Annotated in this window: 21 protein-coding genes; 10 read left to right on the forward strand and 11 right to left on the reverse strand. The window is 71.5% G+C overall.

Annotation, left to right across the window (positions count from 1 at the left end; all coding sequences use genetic code 11):
• Positions 1-2: 2 nt before the first annotated feature.
• The 5 genes from resB to ATL40_RS10760 form a co-directional block, all read right to left on the reverse strand.
• Positions 3-1,673 (reverse strand): cytochrome c biogenesis protein ResB, encoded by a 1,671-nt coding sequence (gene resB, locus ATL40_RS10740; RefSeq protein ID WP_098469521.1) that lies wholly within the window; start codon positions 1,671-1,673, stop codon positions 3-5.
• Positions 1,673-2,443, reverse strand: coding sequence for a cytochrome c biogenesis CcdA family protein (locus ATL40_RS10745; protein WP_169925943.1), 771 nt, complete (start codon positions 2,441-2,443; stop codon positions 1,673-1,675). Before ATL40_RS10745 ends, resB begins: the two co-directional genes overlap by 1 nt.
• 1 nt (position 2,444) lies before the next feature.
• Positions 2,445-3,068: a TlpA family protein disulfide reductase gene (locus ATL40_RS10750; protein WP_245867019.1), complete on the reverse strand. Its 624-nt coding sequence runs from the start codon at positions 3,066-3,068 to the stop codon at positions 2,445-2,447.
• On the reverse strand, positions 3,061-3,717 hold the full coding sequence (locus tag ATL40_RS10755; protein WP_098469523.1) for a histidine phosphatase family protein: 657 nt from the start codon (positions 3,715-3,717) through the stop codon (positions 3,061-3,063). Before ATL40_RS10755 ends, ATL40_RS10750 begins: the two co-directional genes overlap by 8 nt.
• 73 nt (positions 3,718-3,790) lie before the next feature.
• Positions 3,791-4,321 (reverse strand): MarR family winged helix-turn-helix transcriptional regulator, encoded by a 531-nt coding sequence (locus ATL40_RS10760; RefSeq protein WP_098469524.1) that lies wholly within the window; start codon positions 4,319-4,321, stop codon positions 3,791-3,793.
• Between the two features lie 224 nt (positions 4,322-4,545).
• Here ATL40_RS10760 and ATL40_RS10765 point away from each other — a divergent pair, with 224 nt between their 5' ends.
• Positions 4,546-5,079 carry a YceI family protein gene (locus ATL40_RS10765; protein WP_098469525.1) on the forward strand — a complete coding sequence of 178 codons (534 nt, stop codon included), beginning with the start codon at positions 4,546-4,548 and terminating at the stop codon, positions 5,077-5,079.
• An 84-nt stretch (positions 5,080-5,163) separates the two neighbouring features.
• Here the strand turns inward: ATL40_RS10765 and ATL40_RS10770 are convergent, their stop codons facing one another.
• Positions 5,164-5,430, reverse strand: coding sequence for a glutaredoxin family protein (locus tag ATL40_RS10770; RefSeq protein ID WP_098469526.1), 267 nt, complete (start codon positions 5,428-5,430; stop codon positions 5,164-5,166).
• A gap of 60 nt (positions 5,431-5,490) precedes the next feature.
• Here ATL40_RS10770 and ATL40_RS10775 point away from each other — a divergent pair, with 60 nt between their 5' ends.
• Positions 5,491-6,297, forward strand: a complete 807-nt coding sequence (locus ATL40_RS10775) for an HAD family hydrolase (RefSeq protein WP_098469527.1) — start codon at positions 5,491-5,493, stop codon at positions 6,295-6,297.
• A 92-nt stretch (positions 6,298-6,389) separates the two neighbouring features.
• Entirely contained in the window at positions 6,390-7,934 is a 1,545-nt protein-coding gene (locus ATL40_RS10780; RefSeq protein ID WP_098469528.1) for a helix-turn-helix domain-containing protein, read from the forward strand.
• Between the two features lie 101 nt (positions 7,935-8,035).
• Here ATL40_RS10780 and ATL40_RS10785 read toward each other — a convergent pair whose 3' ends face one another.
• Positions 8,036-8,134 carry a 30S ribosomal protein bS22 gene (locus ATL40_RS10785; protein ID WP_012085056.1) on the reverse strand — a complete coding sequence of 33 codons (99 nt, stop codon included), beginning with the start codon at positions 8,132-8,134 and terminating at the stop codon, positions 8,036-8,038.
• Positions 8,135-8,592: 458 nt separating this feature from the next.
• Between ATL40_RS10785 and ATL40_RS10790 the strand changes: the two genes are divergently transcribed.
• Positions 8,593-10,536: a BCCT family transporter gene (locus ATL40_RS10790; RefSeq protein ID WP_245867022.1), complete on the forward strand. Its 1,944-nt coding sequence runs from the start codon at positions 8,593-8,595 to the stop codon at positions 10,534-10,536.
• A 151-nt stretch (positions 10,537-10,687) separates the two neighbouring features.
• Here ATL40_RS10790 and ATL40_RS10795 read toward each other — a convergent pair whose 3' ends face one another.
• From ATL40_RS10795 to ATL40_RS10805, 3 genes are all read right to left on the reverse strand, one after another.
• Positions 10,688-11,884, reverse strand: a complete 1,197-nt coding sequence (locus ATL40_RS10795) for an acetoin utilization protein AcuC (protein WP_098469530.1) — start codon at positions 11,882-11,884, stop codon at positions 10,688-10,690.
• A gap of 144 nt (positions 11,885-12,028) precedes the next feature.
• Positions 12,029-12,313 (reverse strand): Fe-S cluster assembly protein HesB, encoded by a 285-nt coding sequence (locus ATL40_RS10800; protein ID WP_098469531.1) that lies wholly within the window; start codon positions 12,311-12,313, stop codon positions 12,029-12,031.
• A 185-nt stretch (positions 12,314-12,498) separates the two neighbouring features.
• Entirely contained in the window at positions 12,499-13,788 is a 1,290-nt protein-coding gene (locus ATL40_RS10805; protein WP_098469532.1) for an alpha-amylase family protein, read from the reverse strand.
• Positions 13,789-13,907: 119 nt separating this feature from the next.
• Here ATL40_RS10805 and ATL40_RS10810 point away from each other — a divergent pair, with 119 nt between their 5' ends.
• Genes ATL40_RS10810 through ATL40_RS10820 form a run of 3 tightly spaced genes read left to right on the forward strand, consistent with a single transcriptional unit; the run spans position 13,908 to position 16,586 of the window.
• Positions 13,908-14,516 (forward strand): TetR/AcrR family transcriptional regulator, encoded by a 609-nt coding sequence (locus ATL40_RS10810; protein WP_169925944.1) that lies wholly within the window; start codon positions 13,908-13,910, stop codon positions 14,514-14,516.
• Complete coding sequence (locus ATL40_RS10815) at positions 14,516-15,886, forward strand: TrkH family potassium uptake protein (RefSeq protein WP_098469533.1); 1,371 nt, start codon at positions 14,516-14,518, stop codon at positions 15,884-15,886. The genes ATL40_RS10810 and ATL40_RS10815 overlap by 1 nt, the downstream gene beginning before the upstream one ends.
• Positions 15,879-16,586 (forward strand): potassium channel family protein, encoded by a 708-nt coding sequence (locus ATL40_RS10820; protein ID WP_098469534.1) that lies wholly within the window; start codon positions 15,879-15,881, stop codon positions 16,584-16,586. Before ATL40_RS10815 ends, ATL40_RS10820 begins: the two co-directional genes overlap by 8 nt.
• Before the next feature lie 15 nt (positions 16,587-16,601).
• Here ATL40_RS10820 and ATL40_RS10825 read toward each other — a convergent pair whose 3' ends face one another.
• Positions 16,602-18,482, reverse strand: coding sequence for a serine/threonine-protein kinase (locus tag ATL40_RS10825; RefSeq protein ID WP_098469535.1), 1,881 nt, complete (start codon positions 18,480-18,482; stop codon positions 16,602-16,604).
• 92 nt (positions 18,483-18,574) lie between these two features.
• On the opposite strand from ATL40_RS10825, the gene ATL40_RS10830 reads away from it, so the two are divergent.
• From ATL40_RS10830 to otsB, 3 genes are all read left to right on the forward strand, one after another.
• Complete coding sequence (locus tag ATL40_RS10830) at positions 18,575-20,053, forward strand: serine hydrolase (RefSeq protein ID WP_098469536.1); 1,479 nt, start codon at positions 18,575-18,577, stop codon at positions 20,051-20,053.
• Between the two features lie 141 nt (positions 20,054-20,194).
• Positions 20,195-21,649 (forward strand): alpha,alpha-trehalose-phosphate synthase (UDP-forming), encoded by a 1,455-nt coding sequence (locus ATL40_RS10835; RefSeq protein ID WP_098470451.1) that lies wholly within the window; start codon positions 20,195-20,197, stop codon positions 21,647-21,649.
• Between the two features lie 60 nt (positions 21,650-21,709).
• Positions 21,710-22,528 carry a trehalose-phosphatase gene (otsB, locus tag ATL40_RS10840; protein ID WP_169925945.1) on the forward strand — a complete coding sequence of 273 codons (819 nt, stop codon included), beginning with the start codon at positions 21,710-21,712 and terminating at the stop codon, positions 22,526-22,528.
• Positions 22,529-22,667: the final 139 nt, after the last annotated feature.

Genomic DNA, 22,667 nt, shown 5'->3' on the forward strand with positions numbered 1-22,667 from the left:
CGTCACACGTCCTTCCGGGCGGGGGCTCCGCCGTCGTCCTGGTGCTCCTGAACCTGCTCAACCGCCTGCTCAGGTGCGGGCCGTACCGGCGCCAGCACCCGCTCCAACTCGCGCCCGAGTCCGGGGTCGTCGTTGCGGGCGAGGGCCGCCGCCGTCACCACTGTACGGCCCTGCCCGTCGGTGCCGATGCGGGCGAAGACCCGCCGTCGGGGCAGGAACAGGGAGGCGCACAGCCCCGCCAGCGCGAGCAGCGCGAACGCCAGCACCCAGCCGAGTGTCGGGTCGTAGCGCAGATCGAAGCCCGCGAAGCGCGGCACCGCCTCGAAGGTGATGCTGCCCAGGCCCTCGGGCAGGTCGACCGTCTCGCCGAGGGTGACGATGACGCGCACCGGCTCCTGCCCGCCCTCGACCTCCTCGGTGACCTGGGTCATGGCCGTGGTGTCGAGCTCGTAGACGTTCTGCGGCACCCCGAGGTCGAGGCCGAGGTCGCCGTACCAGACGTCCAGCACGAGCATCGGGTTCTCGGGGTCCGGGGAGAGCGAGAAGGCCTGGTCGCCGTCCACCACGCCGGTGGGCAGGAACCAGCCGTTGAGCCCGACCTGGTAGTCGGTGGTGGTGTCCGGGACCTTGATCACACCGCGGGAGGTGTAACCGATGTCGTCCTCGGGCACGAACGGCACCGCCCCGGAGAAGGCGAGTTCGCCGTTGCCGTCACGCACGGTCACCTGGGGCGCGTACCCGTTGCCCTGCAGGGACACGGCCGCGCCGCCCACGCGCAGCGGGGCGTTCAGCCGGATGACCTCCGCGCGCGATTCGCCGTCCTCGGTCACGGTCACATCCGCCTGGAAGTCCACCGCGCGGCCGGCGTCGGTGAACTCCGCGGTGAACTCCTCCAGCGTCATCCGGAAGGGGTCGAGGTCGCCGTCGGCGTACCAGACGCCCGAGTCGAAGGAGTCGTAGGCGAGGCGGGAGTTGGCGAACGTGTCGCCCTCGACCACGATCACCTGACCGCGGTAGTGCACGAGGGAGCCGTACAGCACCGAGAGCAGCAGGCCCACCAGGGCGAGGTGGAAGGTGATGTTCCCCGCCTCGCGCAGGTACCCCTTCTCGGCCGAGAGGGTGGTGACGCCCTCGGCCTCCTCGCGGCGGATCCGGTAGCCGCGCAGCGCCCCGGTGACCGCGTCGGCGGCCTGCGGCGCCCCGAGCGGGCTGACGAACGCGGCGTGGTTGTCGAACCGCGTGAATCGGCGCGGGGCCTTTGGCGGTGGTGTGCGCAGCGCCCGGGCGTGATCCACGGCGCGGGGCACGATGCACCCCACGAGGCTGATGAACAGCAGAAGGTAGACGGCTGCGAACCACGGCGAGGCGTAGACGTCGAACAGCGAGAACCGATCCATGATCGGCGCGAGGTCGGGGTAGTCGGCGTAGTACTGCGCGACGCCCTCGGGGGCCTGGTCCCGCTGCGGGATGAAGGAGCCGGGGATGGCCACCACGGCGAGCAGCAGCAGGAGGAGCAGAGCCACCCGCATGGAGGTGAGCTGACGCCACACCCACCGCAGCCAGGCGCGCAGGCCGAAGCGGGCGGGCGCCGCCGTCGCGGCGTCCTCGCGGGGCCCGGGTGGGCCGTCCTCGGCGTCGGGGTCCTGGACCAGGCCCTCGGGTCGGTACCGCATCAGACCACCAATCCGTAGGAGGCCACCCAGCCCTGCACGAGGCCGGCGAACCGACCCCACAGGCCGGTGACGAGGGCCACGCCGAGCAGCACCAGCATCCCGCCGCCGATCCGCATGATCGTCAGGCGGTGGCGCCGCATGAAGCCCAGGGCGCGCGCGCTGCGGCGGAACGCCATCGCGATGAGCAGGAACGGCACCCCGAGCCCGGCACAGTAGGCCAGTGCGAGGATCGCGCCGCGGGCCGGGGTGCCGGTCGGCAGGGCGAGCACGGTGATCGCCGAGAGGGTCGGGCCGATGCACGGCACCCACCCCAGGCCGAACGTCACGCCGAGCAGGGCCGCGCCGCCGAGGCTGGCCCGCGGCTGGATGTGCAGGCGCTTCTCGTTCTGCAGGAACGGGAGCCACCCGAGGTAGGCCAGGCCCATGAGGATCACGACGACGCCCAGCACCCGCATCACCACGTCGAGCCACGGTGCGAGGGCGGCGCCGACCTGGACGAACACGAGCGAGAGCGCGACGAACACCACGCTGAAGCCGGCGATGAACAGGCTGACGCCGATCAGCAGCTTCCCGCGCTGCGCACCACGGGGGTTCTCCAGGTCCACGCCCGTGGCACCGCTGACGTAGCCGAGGTAGCCCGGCACCAGCGGCAGCACACACGGCGAGGCGAAGGAGATCAGGCCAGCAGCGATCGCCACGGGCAGCGCCGCGAGCAGGGGGCCGGACAGGATGGTGTCGCTGAAGGTGGCACCCAGTCCGCTCAGGTCCACCTCAGCCCTCGGCCAGGGTGTCGTCGAGGATCCCGCGCAGGGTGGCGTCGTCGGCGATCCCGAGGATCCGCGCCGCGGGCCTGCCGGAGGTGTCCAGCACCACGGTGGTGGGCACCGCGTTGAGCGGCACGGCGCCCTCCATCGCGGCGACGGCGGCGGCGTCCCGGTCGTCGATGCTGGGGTAGGTGACGCCGAAGGTGTCGTTGAACGCCTGGGCCGTGGCGGCGTCGTCCCGGCCGTTCACGCCCAGGAAGGTGACGCCCTGGTCGGCGTAGTCCTTCGAGATCGCCTCGAGGTCCTCCGCCTCCACCCGGCACGGCGGGCACGCGGCGTACCAGTAGTTGAGGACCACGACGTCACCGCGCAGGTCGGCGAGGGAGATCTCCTCGCCGTCGTAGGTGGTGGCGGTCAGGTCGATGGCATCAGCGCGACCACCGGGACCCCAGGAGGTGTAGGACCCGTCCCCCGCCTCGTAGCCCGCGTTCGCGACGGCGGGATCGGCCTCCTCGGGGGCGCAGCCCGCCAGCAGGGGCACGGCGACCAGGGCGATGAGGGCGGGGAGCACGGCGAGCGGGCCGCGGCGCGCTCCCCGGTGTGGGGCACGCGTGCGCAGTGGTTCAGGCACCGGCGACCCCCGGCTTCTCCGGGAGCAACGCGGCGGCCGGCTCGGCGTAGTCGTGCGTGAGCAGGGTGGCACCGTCGAACGTCAGCGTGGTGACCGAGGCCAGCGAGCACTCCCGGGTGCGGGGGTCGTGCCACAGCGGCTGCCCCTGGAGCGCGCGGCGCAACGCCCAGATCGGGCTCTGGTGGGAGACCAGCACCGCCTCTCCCCCACCGGCGGCGTCCACGGCGGTACGGGCGCTTGCCACGGCGGCGATCATCCGGTCGCGCTGCTGCGTGAACGGCTCCCCCCAGGAGGGGGTGAACGGGTTGTAGAGGTGGCGCAGCACATCGGGCGCGAGCAGAGCCGTCGGGCCGCCCGCGGAGAGTCGACGCCCCTGAAGGATGTTGCCGGCCTCGAGCAGTCGGGCGTCGACCCCCACCTCCAGGCCGAAGGCGCGCGCCATCGGCGCGGCAGTCTGCTGGGCTCGGAGCAACGGCGAGGCGACGACGAGGCGCACCTGGGCGCCGCCGTCGTGCAGGGTGTCGGCGACCAGCTGCGCCATGGCAAGACCGCGCTCGGAGAGGCGGTAGCCGGGCAGCCTGCCGTACAGCACGCCGTCGGGGTTGTGGACCTCACCGTGCCGCACGACGTGGACGAGGGTTCGTGGCATTCCTCTAGTGTCGCAAACTCCCCTGGGTGTCCGACCCCACCCGATCGCACAGCGTCGGGGTGGGCACGCTGGGTCAGGCCTGCGCGGCAGGCACCGGACGCCCGGTGCGGGGATCGGCGGTCACCGCTCGGGAGCCCGCCGCCGCGAGCACGTCGCGCATCGCGCCGCCGAGCGCCGCGAGTTGCTCGCGCGTGAGGACGTCCACGAGGTGATGGCGCACCGAATCCAGGTGATGGGGCGCCGCGACGTCGAGGGTCGCGTAACCCCGCTCAGTCAGGACGGCCTCGACGCCGCGGCCGTCGTGGCGCGCAGCCTGCCGGCGCACGAGGCCACGCGTCTCCAGTCGGGAGACGGTATGGGTGACACGGCTTCGGGTGTGGGCGAGGCTCGCCGCGAGCTCGGACATCCGCAGGGTCCAGTCCGCAGACTCCGAGAGCCGCACGAGGATCTCGTACTCCGGCAGGGACAAGCCATCGGTGAGTTCCAGGTCCCTGCTCAGGACGGCGAGCAGGTGCGTCATGCCGACCACGGCGGCACGCCAGTCTCGTTGTTCATCGGGATCGAGCCAGCGGATCTCGCTCGAACGCCCCCGTTCCGCTTCCATGGGACTGAGCCTAGGTCGAGACCAGGCCCCGCGATGGGATTCAGTTGGGACCCCGCCGAACCGGGAGCGCCAAACCGTCTCATGCCATGCCAGACGTCATCCTGACACCCCCCGGCCGGAGAGCGCCGTCGCGCGGCGGGCCACGCCCCCATCCATTTACTTGTCTCTACAACGACAACGTGGTAGACACTTGCTTGTTCAACCAATTCTGACCGGAGGACACCATGAGCATCCCCGCCGCCACCTACGCCATCGACGCCTCGCACAGCGAGGTCGCGTTCACCATTCGTCACGCCGGCATCGCCAAGGTCCGCGGGCGCTTCACCCAGTTCGCCGGCGAGATCGTGGTCGCCGAGAACCTCGCCGACTCCACCGCCAACGCCACCATCCAGGCCGCCAGTGTGGACACCGGCAACGCCCAGCGCGACGGCCACCTGAAGACCTCGGACTTCTTCAACACCGAGACGCTGCCGGAATGGACCTTCGCCAGCACTGGCGCAACCGGCAGCGGCGAGGAGTTCACCCTGGCCGGGGACCTCACGGTCAACGGCATCACCAAGCCTGTCGAACTGGATGTGGAGTTCAACGGCGCCAACAAGGACGCCTACGGCGCCGAGCGCATCGGGTTCTCCGCCACCACCGAGATCTCCCGGGCGGACTACAACGTCACCTGGAATGCCCCCCTGGAGGGCGGCGGCGTGCTGCTGGGCGACAAGGTGAAGATCTTCATCGAGATCTCCGCGGTCAAGCAGGCCTGAGATCGTGCGCCGCGGCGCCGGTGCCGGGAGACCGGCGCCGGCGCCGCGCGCGTTCTCCAGCGCGGCCGGCAGCGGCCCGGTCGATCAGCCCTCGAGGGCCTCGCGCAGCCGCTGCGGGACCACCCGGTAGCGAGCGATCTCTCGACCGTCCACCAGCACCACAGGAACCGCGTCACCGAAGGCCTCACGCAGCACCGGATTGTCGTCGACGTCCACCGCGGCCCACCGCACACCGACCGCGGCAGCCACCCGCGCCACGTCGGGCGCCGCCTCCTGGCACAGGTGGCATCCGCGTCGCTGCAGGAGGAGTACTCGCACGTCGATCCCGCCGGGCGCGGCCTGCTCGTTCACGCTCCCGACCCTACGCGGCGCGCCGCCCGCACGCCCCCTCGACCCCCTAGGCTTGGACAGATGACCGACGCCGACGGCCGCCGAGCCGACCCCCCGCAGCGCGCCACCGCGGCGGCGTTCTTCGACGTCGACAACACCCTGCTGCGCGGGGTGAGCACCTTCTACCTCGCCCGAGAGATGCACGAGGTCGGCTTCTTCGACCGCAAGGACCTGGCCGCGATCAGTCGCGAGGCCCTGCGCTACGCCCTGCGCGGCGAGCGCAACTCTCGCCTCGCGGGCATCCAGGAGCGGGCGCTCGGCATGGTGGCCGGGCACACCCGCGCTGAGCTCGCCGCCGTCTGCGAGAGCGCCTACGACCACGCCCTGGCGCACCGGATCTTCCCGGGGGCGCGCGCCATCGTCGAGTCACACCTGGCGTCCGGCAACGAGGTGTGGCTCGTCACCGCGAGCCCGATCGAGGTGGGCTCACTCCTGGCGAAGCGACTGGGTGCGACCGGCGCACTGGGGACGGTGGCCCAGGTCGAGGGCGACCGGTACACCGGGCGCCTGGAGGGGAGCCTCATGCACGGCGAGACCAAGGCCCGAGCCATCCGGGACCTGGCCGATCGGCGTGGCCTGGACCTGGCGACATCCAGCGCCTACGGCGACTCCGCGAACGACCTGCCCATGCTGCGCACGGTCGGGCACCCGGTGGCGGTCAACCCGGATCGGCGGCTGCGACGCGTGGCACAACACGAGGGCTGGCCGATCCGGCGCTACACCCACGAGTCGAAGTCCTCCACGGCGCTGCGGATCTCCGTCCTGGCGGCGATCGCCGCCACGGGCATCGTGCTCCACCGCGCAACACGGCGCCCCGGCGGGGCGTGATAGATCACACCCGGCATGGAGACGTGCGAATCTACGCATGACCTCCACATTTCTTCAGCCCGTTATCTCACCTGGGGTATACCATCGAGCGCATGACGACTCTTGAGGACGACACCACGCCGCTCGCCGTGATCGGCACGCTGATCCGCAGCGCCCGCCAGCACAAGGGCCTCACGCAGGCCCAACTCGCCGAGAGCCTGTCCACCTCGCAGAGCGCCATCGCCCGGATCGAGCAGGGAAGCCAGAACCTCTCGGTCGACATGCTCGCTCGCATCAACGCGGCACTCGAGGCCGACCTGCTGCCCTTCGCCGGCACCACCCGGCCCACCCACCTGCGGGTCACCGGGGCACAGCAGCTCTCCGGCACGATCACCGTGAACTCCTCCAAGAACGCGGCGGTCGCGCTCCTGTGCGCCTCCCTGCTCAACCGCGGTCGCACCGTGCTGCGCCGCGTGGCCCGCATCGTGGAGGTCGACCGGATCGTGGCCGTCCTGCGCTCCATCGGGGTGCAGGTGACGTGGTCCGAGGACGGGCACGACCTCGAGATCGTGCGACCCGAGCACCTCGACCTGAGCGCGATCGACAACGACGCCGCGCGCCGCACCCGCAGCATCATCATGTTCTTCGGTCCGCTGCTGGGGCAGGAGCCCGCGTTCGACCTGCCCTACGCCGGTGGATGCGACCTGGGCACACGCACCGTGGAGCCGCACATGATCGCCCTGCGGCCCTTCGGCCTGGACGTCTCCGCCTCGGCGGGCGTCTACCACGCGGCCGTGGCACCCAACACGGGCGAGCGGGTGCGTGTGGTGCTCACCGAGCGGGGCGACACGGTGACGGAGAACGCCATCATGGCCGCCGCCGGGCGTGAAGGGGTGACCGAGATCCGCAACGCCTCCCCGAACTACATGGTGCAGGACCTCTGCTTCTACCTCGAGTTGCTCGGCATCCGCATCGACGGCATCGGCACCACCACCCTCACCGTGCACGGGGCGGGCGAGATCAACGCCGATGTGGAGTACCAGGTCTCCGAGGACCCGGTCGAGGCGATGAGCATGCTCACCGCCGGGATCGTCACGAACTCCGAGATCACGGTGGCCCGGGTGCCGATCGAGTTCATGGAGATCGAGCTGGCGGTGCTCTCGGAGATGGGGCTGCGCTACACGCTGAGCGAGGAGTACCCGGCGCTGAACGGCCGCACCCGCCTGGTGGACCTCACGGTGCACCCGAGCGCGTTGAAGGCGCCGATCGACAAGATCCACCCGATGCCCTTCCCCGGCCTGAACATCGACAACCTGCCCTTCTTCGCGCTCATCGCGGCGTGCGCCACCGGCCACACCACGATCCACGACTGGGTCTACGACTCCCGCGCGATCCACCTCACCGACCTGACTCGGCTGGGCGCGAATGTGCGCCTGCTGGACCCGCACCGCCTGGACGTCACCGGCCCGACCCACTGGTCCGGCGCCGAGGTGAGCTGCCCGCCGGCGCTGCGCCCCGCCGTCGTGATCCTGCTGGCGATGCTCGCCGCGAAGGGGACCAGCGTGCTGCGCGGGGTGGACATCATCGCGCGCGGCTATGAGCAGCTCGCCGACCGTCTGCGCGAGCTCGGTGCACACATCGAGACCTTCCGCGACTGACGCACCACCCGCTCTCCCGCCCGGGCGGGTGACATGACGACGAAGGGCCCCGCCGGATGGCGGGGCCCTTCGTCGTCGCGGGCGTCACACGGACGCGCGCCTCACTTCTTGTTGCGGCGCTGGTGACGCGTACGACGCAGCAACTTGCGGTGCTTCTTCTTCGCCATGCGCTTGCGGCGCTTCTTGATGACGGAACCCATGGGAACCTCGCTCGTGTCGACAGATGCTTCTCGGATCCACCGCGACAGTGGACGCCCGATGGAGCAGACTGACGTCGCGTGGAACACAATCCCGCCTATCCTACGCCCCAGGCTCGCATGCTCGCGCCGCGATCCGCGAGGAGCACCCTCGGCGGGGTTTCCTGACAAGACGGGCCCAGTTCGTCATTTCCCACAACCGTCGCGCGTCAGCCCGGCGCCCGCGCGCCACCGGCGCCGCGATCGACATCACCGCAGGTAAGAGCCGCATCGAGGCGGTTCGAGGGGAGCACGGCAACCCTCCACCACGCACACTTGACCGATTGATGACCAAGGCCATACCGGTATGGTTCTGCGCGCTCATAGCGGCGAGCGATTTCGCCGCGCCTACACAACTAGCGACATACGACACGAACGCATCTCACGAGAGGCACGCCATGTCATCGGAGCATGACAATCAGATGAAGAGACCCGCGCAGGAGGGGCAGCGCAAGAAGGTCGCCGAGGTCCTGAAGGAGGTCGTCACCTCCCCCGGCAAGGTCCACCCGGCCCTCATCCCCGGCATCGGGGTGGAGAAGACTGGTCGTCAGTTCCAGACCAACTGGACCGTGTTCGCCGTCGCGGCCGCCATGACCCTCGGGGTGATCCTGTGGGCGGTCTTCGACCCGGAGAGCATCACAGCGGTCGGCTCGACCTCCCTGGCCTGGGTCTCCAGTAACTTCGGTTGGCTCTTCGGTGGCCTGGCCATCATCATCGCCGCCTTCATGTTGGTCCTCGGCTACGGCCGCACCGGCGGCGTGCGGCTGGGGGCGGACGACGAGAAGCCCGAGTTCTCCACCACCTCGTGGATCGCGATGCTCTTCTCCGCGGGCATCGGCATCGGCCTGTTGTTCTACGGTCCCTACGAGCCCCTGATCTACTTCCTCGATCCGCCCTACGGCTTCGATGTCGAGCCCGGCACGGTCGATGCCATGCAGACCGCCATGGCCCAGGTGATGCTGCACTGGGGTCCGGTCGCCTGGGCCTTCTACGCCCTGGTCGGCGGAGCCATCGCCTACAGCGCATACCGGCGCGGGCGCCCCCCGCTGATCTCGGCAATCTTCGAGCCGCTGTTCTCCAAGGGCACCTCCCGGGTCGTGGGCCCCGTGATCGACATCTTCGCGATCATCGTGACGCTGTTCGGCACCGCCGTCTCCCTGGGCATCGGGACACTGCAGATCACCCGCGGCTTCGAGGTGGTCACCGGACTGGGGCCGATGGGCAACGGCTTCCTGATCGGCGTCGTGGCGCTGCTCGGCGTGCTGTTCGTGCTCTCCGCCGTCTCCGGCATCAAGCGCGGCATCCGTCTGCTCTCGAACATCAACATGGCGCTGGCCGGCGCACTCGGCGTGTTCGTGTTCATCGTGGGACCCACCCTGTTCCTGCTGAACTTCATCCCCACGGCACTGCTGGAGTTCTTCAATGAGCTCGGGACCATGCTGGTGCGCAACCCGAACCAGGGCGAGGAGGCCGCGGCCTTCATGCAGGGCTGGACCACCTTCTACTGGGCGTGGTGGGTCTCCTGGACGCCCTTCGTGGGGATGTTCATCGCGAAGATCTCCCGCGGTCGCACGCTGCGCGAGTTCGTCACCGTCGTCATCATCGTCCCCTCCATCGTCTGCCTGGTCTGGTTCGCCGTGTTCGGCGGCACCGCGATGTGGATGGAGATGGAGGGACTGGGGATCAGCGCGCTCGGCTCCGGTGAGGAGATCCTGTTCGGGGTGCTGAACAACCTGCCGATCGGCGCCGCGACGTCCGCGATCGCGATGCTCTCGATCATCATCTTCTTCGTCACCTCGGCCGACTCCGCCTCCATCGTGATGGGGTCGATGTCCCAGCAGGGCCGCCCCGAGCCGTCCACCTGGGTGACCATCCTGTGGGGCGCCATGCTGGCCCTCGTGGCCGGCTCGCTGCTCCTGGCCGGTGGCCAGGACGCGCTCTCCGGCCTGCAGTCGATCATGGTGGTCTCCGCGCTGCCGTTCGCGATCGTGGTGATCGGCATCATGATCGCCTGGGCCAAGGACCTGCGCACCGATCCGTACATGCTGCGGTACAAGTACGCGCGCGCCGCGATCGCCCAGGGTGTGCGGGAGGGCATCGCCGAGCACGGCGACGACTTCTACTTCGGTGCCTCCGAGGCCGAGCCGGACTCCGGCGCCGGTGCGTGGCTGGACTCCGAGGACCCGGAACTCTCCGAGTGGTACGTCGAGGCCGCGACCGGGGAACTCTCCGCGGTGACCGCGCAGGACGTGCAGCGCGTCCTGGACCCCGGCCACATCCAGCCCCGGGGCCCGCAGGACCCGAGTCACACCGCCTCCGGCGATGCGTCCCTCACCGTCGGCGAGGACCGGCACGCGAAGGACTGACCTGCGCGCGCTCCCGCGCGAGAACGGCGGCCCGGATCACCCCAGCGGTGGTCCGGGCCGCCGTCGTCCTGCGGCTCGGACGCGCGCGGCAACGACAGTCCGGGCCGAGCCTCCAGGAGGGGTGTTCCGTAGGAGCGGTCAGGAGGAGCGGTCAGTAGGAGGGGTCGATGCCGTGGGCCGGGAAGACCGCGTTGCGGGTGGCCATGATGGCCCGATCCACCTCATCGGCGGGGTCGAAGCCCGCCGAGAACGGCCTCAGCGTGACCGGCACGCCGTCGCCCCAGTACTCCGGGGCCGGCAACCGCAGCCGGTTCTCCACCGCGCCACGCCACCGCTCGGGCAGCCTGCGGGAGAGGTCGGGGACGACCCCGGCACTGATCGCGGCCAGGCCCGCCCACACTCGGGGCACCACCTCCACCACCGTGTAGCCGCCGCCGCCGGTGGCGACCCACCGGCCGCCGGCGTGCTCGGCGGCAAGGTCCCGGATCATGGTGGCAGCGGCCAACTGGTGCTCCACGCTGACCCGCAGGTTGGTGAGCTGATCACTGCCATGGGCGTCGCAGCCGTGCTGGCTCACGATGACATCCGGGGCGAACTCCGCCAGCAGCGGGGGCACGATCGCCTCCACCGCACGCAGCCACGCGTCGCCCCCGGTCCGGGCCGGGAGGGCCACGTTCACCGCGCAGCCCTCGGCGCCCGGGCCACCGGTCTCGCTGGCGTACCCCGTCCCGGGGAACAGGGTCAGCGGCGACTCGTGCACCGAGATCGTCAGGACGTCCGGATCGTCCCAGAACACTGCCTGCACGCCGTCGCCGTGGTGGGCGTCCAGGTCCACGTACGCGACCCGGCGCGCCCCCTGGCGTTGCAGCCACCGGATGGCCACGGCGACGTCGTTGTAGACGCAGAACCCAGAGGCGCGTCCCGGCATCGCGTGGTGCATGCCGCCCGCGATCGACAGGCCGTGGGGCAGGTCCCCGCGCCACACCGCCTGTGCGGCAGCGAGCGTGGACCCCACGATGCGGCAGGCTGCCTCGTGTATCTCGGGGAAGACCGGGTTGTCCTGCGACCCCAGGCCGAACGCCGCCGCCTGGTCCGGCGTGAGGTCCCCACGGGCGGCGTCCTGCACGGCGGCGACGAAGGCCGGGTCGTGCACGGTGGCGAGGAGTTCGCCGTCCACCGGCACGGGGTCCACCTCCACGATGCCGGGGACGGCGAGCGCCTTGACGAGGTCCCGGGTGAGCGAGAGCCGGATCGGCGCCATCGGGTGCCCGGGCCCGAAGTCGTAGCGCGGCAGGTCCTCGGCCCATGCGAACGCCGTGCGCGCCGGGATGTCAACGCCGTGATGCATGCCGCCTCCGCTCCATCGAGTGTGACCACCCTATGTGCCTGCCGACCGTCCACCGGCACTGCGGTGCCGACGGCGCGGCGCCCGGGCATGCCGGTGGCCCGGGTGCGCAACGCACCCGGGCCACCGTGAAGCGTCTCGGACGCCCTACGCCTGCGTCGGGTGCAGGCTGAAGGCGGGCGCCTGCGCGCTCAGGTCCGCGTCCAGCGTGAGCGCGTCCAGGGCCGGCGCCGTGTCCGGGGAGACGAACACCCGGGCCGGGCCGGAGTCCACCACCTGATCTCCGTCCACCGGTTCGGGTGCCAGGGACAGCACGATCCCGTTCGCATCCTCGGGCGAGCGGGCGATCCGCAGGCCACCGCCCTCGGGCAGGTCGGCCTTGGTGGCGATGTCCTGGACGGCCGTCACGGCGTCGTCGGTCAGGGTCAGCATGGGCAACTCCTCTCGTCGGGGTCCCTCCAGGCCACCCCAGTCGGGCACCGGAACGCAACCGTCTCGCGCCCGATCGCGCCGATCCACTCAGCATGTGAGAACGGGTCTTCCGAGCAGAGACCGGGGCTCGACGCCTTCTCCCGCGACCCGTACGGTCGCGCGACGCGCACGTCGCGCGCGAGGCCTCAGCCGGCGAAGAGCACCTCACCGTGCGCACCGAGCACCCGCGCGACCGGCCGGCCTGCCCCGGTGAGATCCAGCTCGACCTCGAGGCCGGCATCGCTGCCGGGATCGGCGCAGCGGTAGACGCAGCGGGTGTTGGTCAGTTCCACCATGGTGGTGCGGGCACGGTGCAACCACGGGTGCCGCCGACGCAGCGCTGCCAGCGCACGGTAGGCGCCCTGCACCCGGTCACCGTGCGCCGTCCCGGACAGGTCCGTCGCGCTCGCGGCGTCCGGGAGCGCCGGCCGGATCGCGTCGTCGCCGCCGATCCGTTCCTCCTTGAGCGCCTCCAGACCCCACTCGTCGCCGTAGTACACGCTCGGCACGCCGGCGACGGTGAACAGCACGGTCGCCGCGAGCACCGCCTTGTCCGCGCCGACCCGGCTGGCGATCCGGGTGACATCGTGGTTGCCCACGAACGTCATCGGGGCGAAGGTCTCGGCGAACTCACCGTGCCGGCGCAGGTTCCAGTCCAACTCGAACAGGTTCTCCTCCCGCAGGCTGCTCCAGATCGCCTTCCACAACTCGTACTGCGTCACGGAATCCAGCCCCGAGGCGGACACATACCCCGGGTAGTCGCCGTGGATCATCTCCCCCACGAACCAGGCCTGCGGGTGTCGCTCGCGCACCCGGGGCAGCACGCGTGCCCAGAACGCGGCGGGCACGGCGTAGGCGGCGTCCAGGCGCCAGCCGTCCGCTCCCGCGTCGAGCCACTGGATCATCACGCGCGCGACCTCCGCAGCCACCGCCGGGTTGGAGTGGTTGAGGGCCACGAGGGAGCCATGCCCCTCGAAGTCCGCCGGGCGCGGCCCGCCGGCCGCGTCCCAGTCGATGCGGAAGAAGTCGGCGCGTGCGCCGGCGGGCCCCTCCGCGAGCGCCTGCCGCACCCAGGGGTGGTGCTCGCCGACGTGGTTGAAGACACCGTCCAACAGCACCCGGATGCCGCGCTCGTGGCATGCCGCGACGAGAGCGTCGAAGTCCGCACGGTCACCCAGTCGCGGGTCGATCACGTCGAAGTCGACGGTGTCGTAGCCATGGCTGCCCGAGGCGAACACGGGCCCCAGCGCAAGGCCGTTCAGGCCGAGGTCGATGAGGTGATCGAGCCACCCGATCAGGTCGCGCAGTGTGCGTCCATCCCCGCCTGCGCCCGTGGGCGCCTCATCCGGGCGGATCGGTGCACCGAGCGCCCCCAGCGGGTAGACCTGCCACCACATCACGTGCTGCGTCCAGTCGGGAGCCGTCTGCTGTGTCATCCGAGTGCCTCCTATTGAGTGGGACTCAGTTCAGCATAGCCCCGCTACTGAGTGTGACTCAACAAACCGGGCGTACCGCTGCCCGGGCGATCCGCCCCGACCTCAGTAGGGTGAACCGGGTGAGGAGCACCGAGCGCACGCGCCTGGCACCCGCCGAGCGCCGCGGGGCCATCGTTGCCGCCGCCCTGAGCGTGCTGGACGACGGCGCCGGGGACGAGGGTGCGGGGCCGCCCGTCGCCGCCGTGGCGCGCCGCGCCGGCATCTCCGAGGCCCTCGTGTACCACTACTTCCCTACCAAGGCCGACCTCTTCGCGGCCGCCGTGGCCACACGGCTTGCCGAGCGTGCCGAGCGTGTCGCGGGTGCCTGGGCGGGCATCAACGGCGCACCGGCGCGGGAGTACATGCGCATCGCCGTGGAGGCCCACCTGGACCACGTGGCCGCGCACCCCAGCGCCTGGTCGCACACCCTGGGCACCCTCGGCTCCGAGGCCGCCCCGGCCCGCGCGGCGCGCCAGGCTGCGCGTGCGGACTACCTCGAAGCCGTCGCCCTGCACCTGCAACCGGACCCCCGCCCCCAGCGCGCCTACGCGCTCGCCGGGCACGTCGCGGTGCTGGACGGCGTGGCTCACCACTGGGTGGAACGTGGTCTGCCCGCCCACGAGCGGGACCCACTGCCGACCCTGGTGATCGATGCGCTGCAGGGCAGCCTCGGCGACTGGGGCCGCTGATGCGACTACCCGAGTTCCTCGCCAAGCGGCGCGACGCCCTGGACCACGTGGCGCGCCACTCCCCCGCCCGCCTCGCCGTGGGCGTGTTCGCCTCCGTCATCGCGATCGTGACCCTGCTGCTGTGGCAGCCCATCGCCACCACATCCGGGGAACGCCCGGGTTTCGTCGACGCCCTGTTCACCGCCACCTCGGCGGTCTGCGTCACCGGTCTGGTGACGGTCGACACGGCGACCTACTGGTCCACGTACGGCCAGTTCGTCATCATGGTGGGCATCAAGATCGGCGGGCTCGGGGTGATGACACTCGCCTCGATCCTCGGCCTCGCGGTCTCCCGGCGGATCGGGCTCACCCAGCGCCTGCTGACGGCGAGCGAGACCAAGACGAACAAGCTCGGTGAGGTCGGCTCCCTCATCCGCGCGGTCATCATCGCCTCCGTCGCGGTGGAGGTCACCCTGGCGCTGATCCTCTTCCCGCGGTTCCTCACGCTCGGTGTGCCTGCGCTCGCCTCGGCGTGGGAGGCGGTCTTCCTCGCCGTCTCGATCTTCAACAACGCCGGGTTCGTGGTGCTCCCGGAGGGCATGGCGCCCTACGTGGGTGACTGGTGGATGTGCCTGCCCCTGATCATCGGCACGGCGATCGGCGCCGTCGGCTTCCCCGTGATCCTCAACGTCTGGACCCGGCGGCGTTCACTACGCCGCGTGACTCTGCACACCAAGCTCACCCTCACCACCTACGCCGCGCTGTTCGTGGGCGGCACGATCGCCATCGGCGCGTTCGAGTGGACCAATGAGCGCACCCTCGGCGCGCTGCCGCTCGCCGACCGTGTGCTGGCCACGATGGTCGCGGGGATCACGCCGCGCTCCAGCGGGTTCTCCACGGTGGACGTGGGCGCAATGCACGAGTCCACCTGGTTCCTCACCGATGCGCTGATGTTCGTGGGCGGCGGCTCCGCCTCCACCGCCGGCGGGATCAAGGTCACCACGCTGGCGGTGCTGCTCCTGGCGATCGTGGCCGAGGCCCGCGGCGATCGGGACGTAGAGGTCTTCCGGCGGCGGATCGACCCCGCCGTGATCCGGGTCGCGATCGCGGTCTCCTTCATCGGCGCCACGATCGTGGGGGTCTCCACCCTGATCCTGCTCAACCTGACCAACCTGCGCCTGGACGTGATCCTGTTCGAGGTGATCTCCGCGTTCGCGACCTGCGGGCTGTCCACCGGGATCACGCCGCTGCTCCCCGAGTCGGGCAAGGTCCTGCTCGTGGTGTTGATGTTCTTCGGGCGGATCGGCACGATGACCCTCGCCGCCGCCCTCGCGCTGCGCAACCGCCGCCGCGTGATCCGACTCCCCGAGGAAAGGCCGATCATTGGTTGATCACCGACCCCGCGACACCCGCGATGCCCGCCGGGACGCGCGTCGCGAGAGCGACCCCGAGGCCGTCCTCGTGATCGGGCTCGGGCGCTTCGGCAGCGCGCTGGCCTCCACCCTGGACGACCTGGGCAGACGGGTGCTCGGCGTGGAGCGGGACCCGGCCCTCATCCAGCAGTGGAGCGGCGTGCTCCCACTCGTGGAGGCCGACGGCCGCAACCCGGACGCGTTGGAACAGCTCGGAGCCCGGGAGTTCCGCACGGTGGTGGTCGGGATCGGTACCGACCTGGAGGCGAGCGTGCTGACCACGGGGAATCTCGTGGACATGGAGATCCCCCAGATCTGGGCGAAGGCGATCACCGCCGAGCACGGCCGCATCCTCAAGCGCATCGGCGCCCACCACGTGGTCTATCCCGAGTACGACGCGGGGCACCGCGTGGCGCACCTCGTCTCGGGCCGGATGCTGGACTACATCGAGATGGAGGACGGTTTCACGATCGTCAAGATGCGCCCACCGCAGGAACTGCACGGGTTCACGCTCGGCCAGGCGGACGTGCACAAGCGGTACGGCGTGACCGTCCTGGGGGTGAAGGCACCGCGTAGACCGTTCGAGTACGCCACCGCAGAGACCCGGATCGACGGCGAGGACCTGATCGTGGTCAGCGGGGACACCACGCTCCTGGAGCGGTTCGCCGCGCGCCCCTAGCACCCCGGCGGGCGATCACCCGACCGGGATCCCCGTGCCCTGGAGGAGGGCCGGAGCAGGCAGTGGCGCCCAGTCCACCGGCAGGAACCATCCCGTGATCCCGACGGCGAGGGTCACCGCGAGCAGGATCGCCACCCACGTGCGGGTGGCACCGCCGCTGGGTGCCACGGCTCGCCAGGCCGCGCGCGCCCCGTGCCTGGTGACCTCTGCGATCGGGACCCACCAGGCGGCGAGCAGCGCGGCCGCGAGCGCCGCCGGAGGGAGCAACGCTGCCCACGCAGCAGATCCGGTGACCCGGGCCAGGCCCTCGATCCCCGCGAGGTCATCCGGGCCGGCCAGTTGCGCACCCAGCCACAGCACGGCGGCGCCCGCGAGCGCCCCGACCAGGAGAGGCAGGAGCGCCATCGGCACGGCCGCGAGCAGCAGGGGCAGGCTCCACGCCGTCGCCACGAAGGAGTCCGAGCGCCGCTTGCCTGCGGCGAGGCGGCGGCGGCGAGTCCGGCGCTCGACCATGCCCGCGGCGGTCGCGAGCACGAACCCCGCCGACACCGCGATCACGGCGATTCCGGGCCAGGCAATGGCGACGGCGAGTACGAGAAGCCCGGAGAGCATCACCATCCCTGGCCGCGGGCGGGGCGGCATCGCCCACGCCGGCACCGGTGGCTGCGGCGCACCGGCGTCCTCGAGCCCGCCGCCCGCACCGACGCCACGCACGCCGCCGCCGAGGCCCGCGCCGGACTGCTCAACGTGCCGATCGGCGCGATCCCGCCCGGCGAGCGGAGGCAGCGGCGTGGTGGGCGAGCCAGGCGGGGAGCCGGGAGCAGCAGCACTGGTCGGCTGCCACGGCATCGTCCTGGTCGCGGCCACCGAGTCCCGAGCCGGCGACCTGGGCGCCTGGGCCTGTGCTGTGTCGCGAGGCGGAGGCGGCGGTGCCTGTCCGCGCACATCGGCTCCACCCCCTGCCGCCGCCTCGAACGGGGCGGCACCCGGTGGGGGTGGCGGCGGTGCGACCACCCGGGTCGCCTCGCCTCCGATCGCCGGGTCGGCGAGCGAGGCATCGGCAAGTCCCGCGGCAGCGGCACTCGGCGCGGGCAGATCCTCGCCCTCGGCGTAGGCATCCAGGCGCGCGAGAAGGTCCGCGGGTGGCATGCGTCGCTGCGGGTCGGGGTGCAGCGCGAGCCAGAACGAGGCGGCGAGTCCGTCCGGCAGGCCCTCCACATCGGGGCGCCCCGTGCTCAACCTGGCGAGCACGGCGTCCATGCCGCCGCGGCCGAAGGGTGCCCGACCGGTCGCCGCGAGCAGGAGCACCGCCGTCCACCCGAACCAGTCTCCCTCGGCCCCGATCGCGGCCCCCGAGAGTGCGGTCGGGTCGAGGTAACCCGGAGTCCCGGTGACGAAGCCGGTGTGGGTGAGCCGGTCGTCGTCGACCACCTGCGCGATGCCGAAGTCGATCAGCACCGGCCCGGAGTAGGTGAGCATCACGTTCCCGGGCTTGATGTCACGGTGCAGGAGGCCGGCGCTGTGCACATGGGCGATTGCCTCGTGCAGCCCGCGGGCGAGTGGGGCGAGATCCAGCGGGTGGAAGGCCTCCTCCGCTGCCACCGAGTCGGCCAGGCTCAGCCCGTCGATCAACTCCGTGACGATGAAGGCCCGCTCGCCCTCGAGGTCCGCATCCAGCACCCGGGCCACACGGTCGCTGCGCAGGCGTTGCAGGTTCGCCACCTCGCGGGAGAACCGCGCGCGAGCGTCAGGGTCGGCGCAGAAGCCGGGATGCAGCAACTTCAGCGCGACCCCGCGCCCCTCGGCGGTGGTGGCCTCCCACACGGCGCCCATACCGCCGGAGCCGATCTGCCGGCGCAACACATAGCCGCCGATCTGATCCCCGGGTGCGCTCACCCTCCCACGGTAGTCGGCGGCCCGCGCACGGGCGGGGAACCGCGGCGACTCCCGTCACCCCAGTGGGTCCGTTCCTGTGCTGGGATGGCAGGATGCGCCGTCGGCCCCCCACGCCCACGATCTCGGCTTCAGCGATCGCGGCCACAGCACTCACGCTGCTCCTCGGATGCTCCGGAGGCGACGCGGCCCCGAGCGGCTCCGAGGCGGCGGACGCCGGAGCGGAGCAGGCGCAGGAGACGGGTCTGGAGACTGGGCAGGAGACGGGGGCCGGGGACGACGCCGAGGTCCCCGCCGACGATCTCGGCCGCCAGGTGACCTGGGTCACCGAGGCCCTGGACCCGGACACCCCGGCGAGCACCGACGACGTGATCGCGCACGTCTCCGAGGCCACCCTCGCCCAGATCTCGGCGGACGATCTGCGCCTCACCCTGACGCGACTCGGCCTGACCGGGCCGTGGCAGGTGGTGGGGTACGAGGCCGACCAGGACGGGGCACTCGCCACGATCCGCGACACCGCGGGCACCGAGCTGGAGCTCACCCTCACCCTGGCGCAGGACGGGCTGATCCACACCCTGCTCTTCCAGGAGCCGTACACCCACACCGAGGCGACGACGTGGCAGGAGCTGAGCGACGCCGTCGATCGCCTGCCGGCCGACACCACTCTCGTGGTGACGCGACTGGGAGAGGATGGCGTGAGCGAGCCGGCGTTCGCCGTCGGGGAGCAGGAGGCGTGGCCGATCGGATCCGTGTTCAAGGTGTACGTGCTCGGTGCGCTCACGCAGGCGGTGGCGGACGGCACGATCGGGTGGCAGGACGAACTCGCGGTCACCGACGAGCTGCGCAGCCTCCCCACCGGGCGTCTGCAGGACGCCGAGACAGGAACCGTCGTGACCGTGCGGGAGGCCGCCGAGCTCATGATCTCCATCAGCGACAACACCGCCACCGACCTGCTCATCGACGCGCTCGGCCGCGAACGCGTGGAGGCAGCCGTGGTCGCGATGGGACACGCCCGGCCCGAGCTGCTCACACCCTTCCCGAGCACTCGGGAGATGTTCCACCTCGCCTGGGCGGGCGCCGCCCCGGAGCGGGAGGAACGGCGCGCGCGGTGGCGGGAGGCCTCCGCGGACGAGCGTCGCACGATGCTCGCGGACCTCCCCGAGACGTTGGCGGTCGAGGCCGAGGCGGTCACCGATGCCGCCTGGCCCGACGGACTGGACTGGTTCGCTGACGCCGACGACCTCACCGCGGCGTGGGCATGGCTACGCCAGGCGGCCGGGACGACGGCGGGGGCACCCCTCCCGGAGATCCTCGCGATGAATCCGGGGCTGCCCGAGCACACCGCGGCGCACGCCGACCAGGTGTGGTTCAAGGGCGGAAGCGCACCGGGCGAACTCGCGCTCAGCTGGCTGGTGCGAGGACGTCATGGCGGCGAGGAGGGCGCCACCGGGACGGATGCGTTCGTGGTGACGCTGCAGGCGCGCCACGCCGCACCGATGGCGGTCGCGGATGCGCGACCGTACGCGGCGTCGGCAGCCGATGCCGTGCGGCTGGCACTGGAGGGCGAGGGCTGAGGCCGAGCCGGTGGCGCACCCGGGGGTGGATTCTTGGGGAAGCCTTGGTGGGTTCGCGATCCGAGCGCCTAACCTAGGACCGTGACCATCGGAGCTGCCAGCGAACCCGACCCCGAACCCACTCCTACGCTCGCCCCCACCGTGCTGCCCGACAGCATCGACCCGGAGGCCGACGGCGCCTACGACTTCGTGGTGGTCGCCAACCGGCTCCCGGTGGACGCCGACGTCGCCGAGGACGGCAGCCCCACCTGGAAGCGCGCCCCCGGCGGGCTGGTCACCGCCCTGGCCCCGATCATGCGCGCGAACGACGGCGCCTGGGTGGGATGGCCCGGGAAGCCGGACGTCACCCTGGAGCCCTTCGACGCCGACGGGATGCACCTGGTACCGGTCGACCTGTCCGAACAGGACGTGGAGCTGTACTACGAGGGGTTCTCCAACGGCACCCTGTGGCCGCTGCTGCACGATGCCGTGGTGGATCCCGTGTTCCATCGGGCATGGTGGAACGCCTACGTCAGGGTGAACCGGCGCTTCGCGAAGGAGGCCGCCAAGGTGGCCGCCAAGGAGGCCACGGTCTGGATCCAGGACTACCAGCTGCTGCTGGTGCCGACCATGCTGCGGGCGCTGCGGCCCGACCTGCGCATCGGCTTCTTCCTGCACATCCCCTTCCCGCCGCCGGAGATCTTCGCCCAGTTGCCGTGGCGCAAGCAGATCCTCGACGGGTTGCTGGGTGCCGATCTCATCGGCACCCAGCGCACCTCCGACGCCGGCAACATCCAGCGCTCCGTGCGTCGCCTGACCGAGTGGACCACCCGCGGCCAGGTCGTCACGATCGGCAGCCGCTGGACCCGCCCCGAGCGTCACGTGCGGATCGCCGCGTTCCCGATCTCCATCGACACCACCGGCATCACCGAGGTGGCACAGCGCCCCGAGGTCATCGAGCGAGCCAAGGAGATCCGCCGCGACCTCGGCGATCCCGACACGGTGCTGCTGGGCGTGGACCGGCTGGACTACACCAAGGGCATCCGGCACCGGCTGAAGGCGTTCGGCGAACTCCTGCACGACGGCCGCCTGGTGGTGCCGGAGGTGACGCTGGTGCAGGTCGCCAGCCCGTCCCGGGAGAACGTGGACTCCTACAAGCAGCTGCGGGACGAGGTCGAGGTGACGGTAGGCCGCATCAACGGCGACCACGGCTCCCTCGGTCGGGCCGCGATCCACTACATGCACCACTCCTACCCGCTGGAGGAGATGGTGGCCCTCTACCTCGCGGCGGACGTCATGCTCGTCACGGCGCTGCGGGACGGGATGAACCTCGTGGCCAAGGAGTACGTCGCCGCACGGGTGGACCTCGACGGCGTGCTGGTGCTCAGCGAGTTCGCCGGCGCCGCGGACGAACTCGCGCAGGCGCTCATCATCAATCCCCACGACATCGACGGGATGAAGCGGGCCATCACCGAGGCGATCGACATGCGGCCCAAGGAACGTCGCCGCCGGATGCGTTCCCTGCGCCGCCGGGTGGTCGACAACGACGTGCAGCAGTGGGCGAAGAACTTCCTGGGCACGCTCAATGCCGGGCCCTCCCGCACGAGCCACGTGTGAGGTGAGCAGGACCACATGACCGAGGCTGCGCCGTCGGGCACAACACGGAAGGCTGGGGGCGTGGAACTGACGCTGCAGGAGGACCAGACCGCACGCATCCGGGAGTGGGCGGGCGCCGAGCGCCTGCTCATCGCGCTCGACTTCGACGGGACGCTCGCCCCGTTCCGGGACGACCCGATGGCCGTGAGCATCGTGGCCGGTGGCGCCGAGGTGCTCGCGGGCCTCGCGGCGCTGGAGCGGGTGCAGCTCGCGCTCGTCTCGGGCCGGCGGCTCGCGGACCTCGCGGCGCTCGCCGCTCCCCCGCCCGGGACCCTGCTGGCCGGCTCGCACGGCGCGGAACGTGGCCACGTCTCGCCCTCGGGTGAGCTCGAGGTGGAGGCGGGCGGCGCCACCGAGGCGGAACTCGCGCTGCTCGCCGAGCTCACCGCATCGCTCGAGTCGATCGTGGCGTCCGCCCCGGGCTCGTGGGTGGAGCACAAGACCTTCGGCCGGGTGCTGCACACCCGGAAGGCGGAGCCGGAGGACGCCGAGCGCGCCACCGAGGAGGCACTCACCGGGCCGGGCTCGCTGCCGGGCGTGCACACGATCCACGGCAAGCGGGTCGTGGAGATCGCGGTGCGCTCGGTCACCAAGGCCGACGCCGTCGCCGCGATGCGTGCGCAGGTGGCGGATGCCTCGGGGGTCGGGGTGGACAGGGTCGCGGTCCTGTTTGCCGGCGATGACACCACCGACGAGTTCGCGCTCGCCTCCCTGGTGGCGGGTGACCTCGGCGTGAAGGTGGGCGAGGGCGAGAGCGCCGCGAGCCTGCGGGTCGCCGACGAGGCGGCGATGGTGACGCTGCTCGGTGAGGTGCTGCGCGCGCTGCGCGCCTCCGCCTGACCGAGCGTGCCGTTGGGCTGGGCCCCACCCGCCGACCGTGCCGTTGCGCAGCGCTGACGCACGCCAACCCCGCCCAACCCATCACTCGGCGAACCCCACCACCGCCGAACGTGCCGTTGCGCAGCCCCCACGCACGCGA

This window comes from Serinibacter salmoneus (assembly GCF_002563925.1).
In the GTDB taxonomy this organism is placed as follows: domain Bacteria; phylum Actinomycetota; class Actinomycetes; order Actinomycetales; family Beutenbergiaceae; genus Serinibacter; species Serinibacter salmoneus.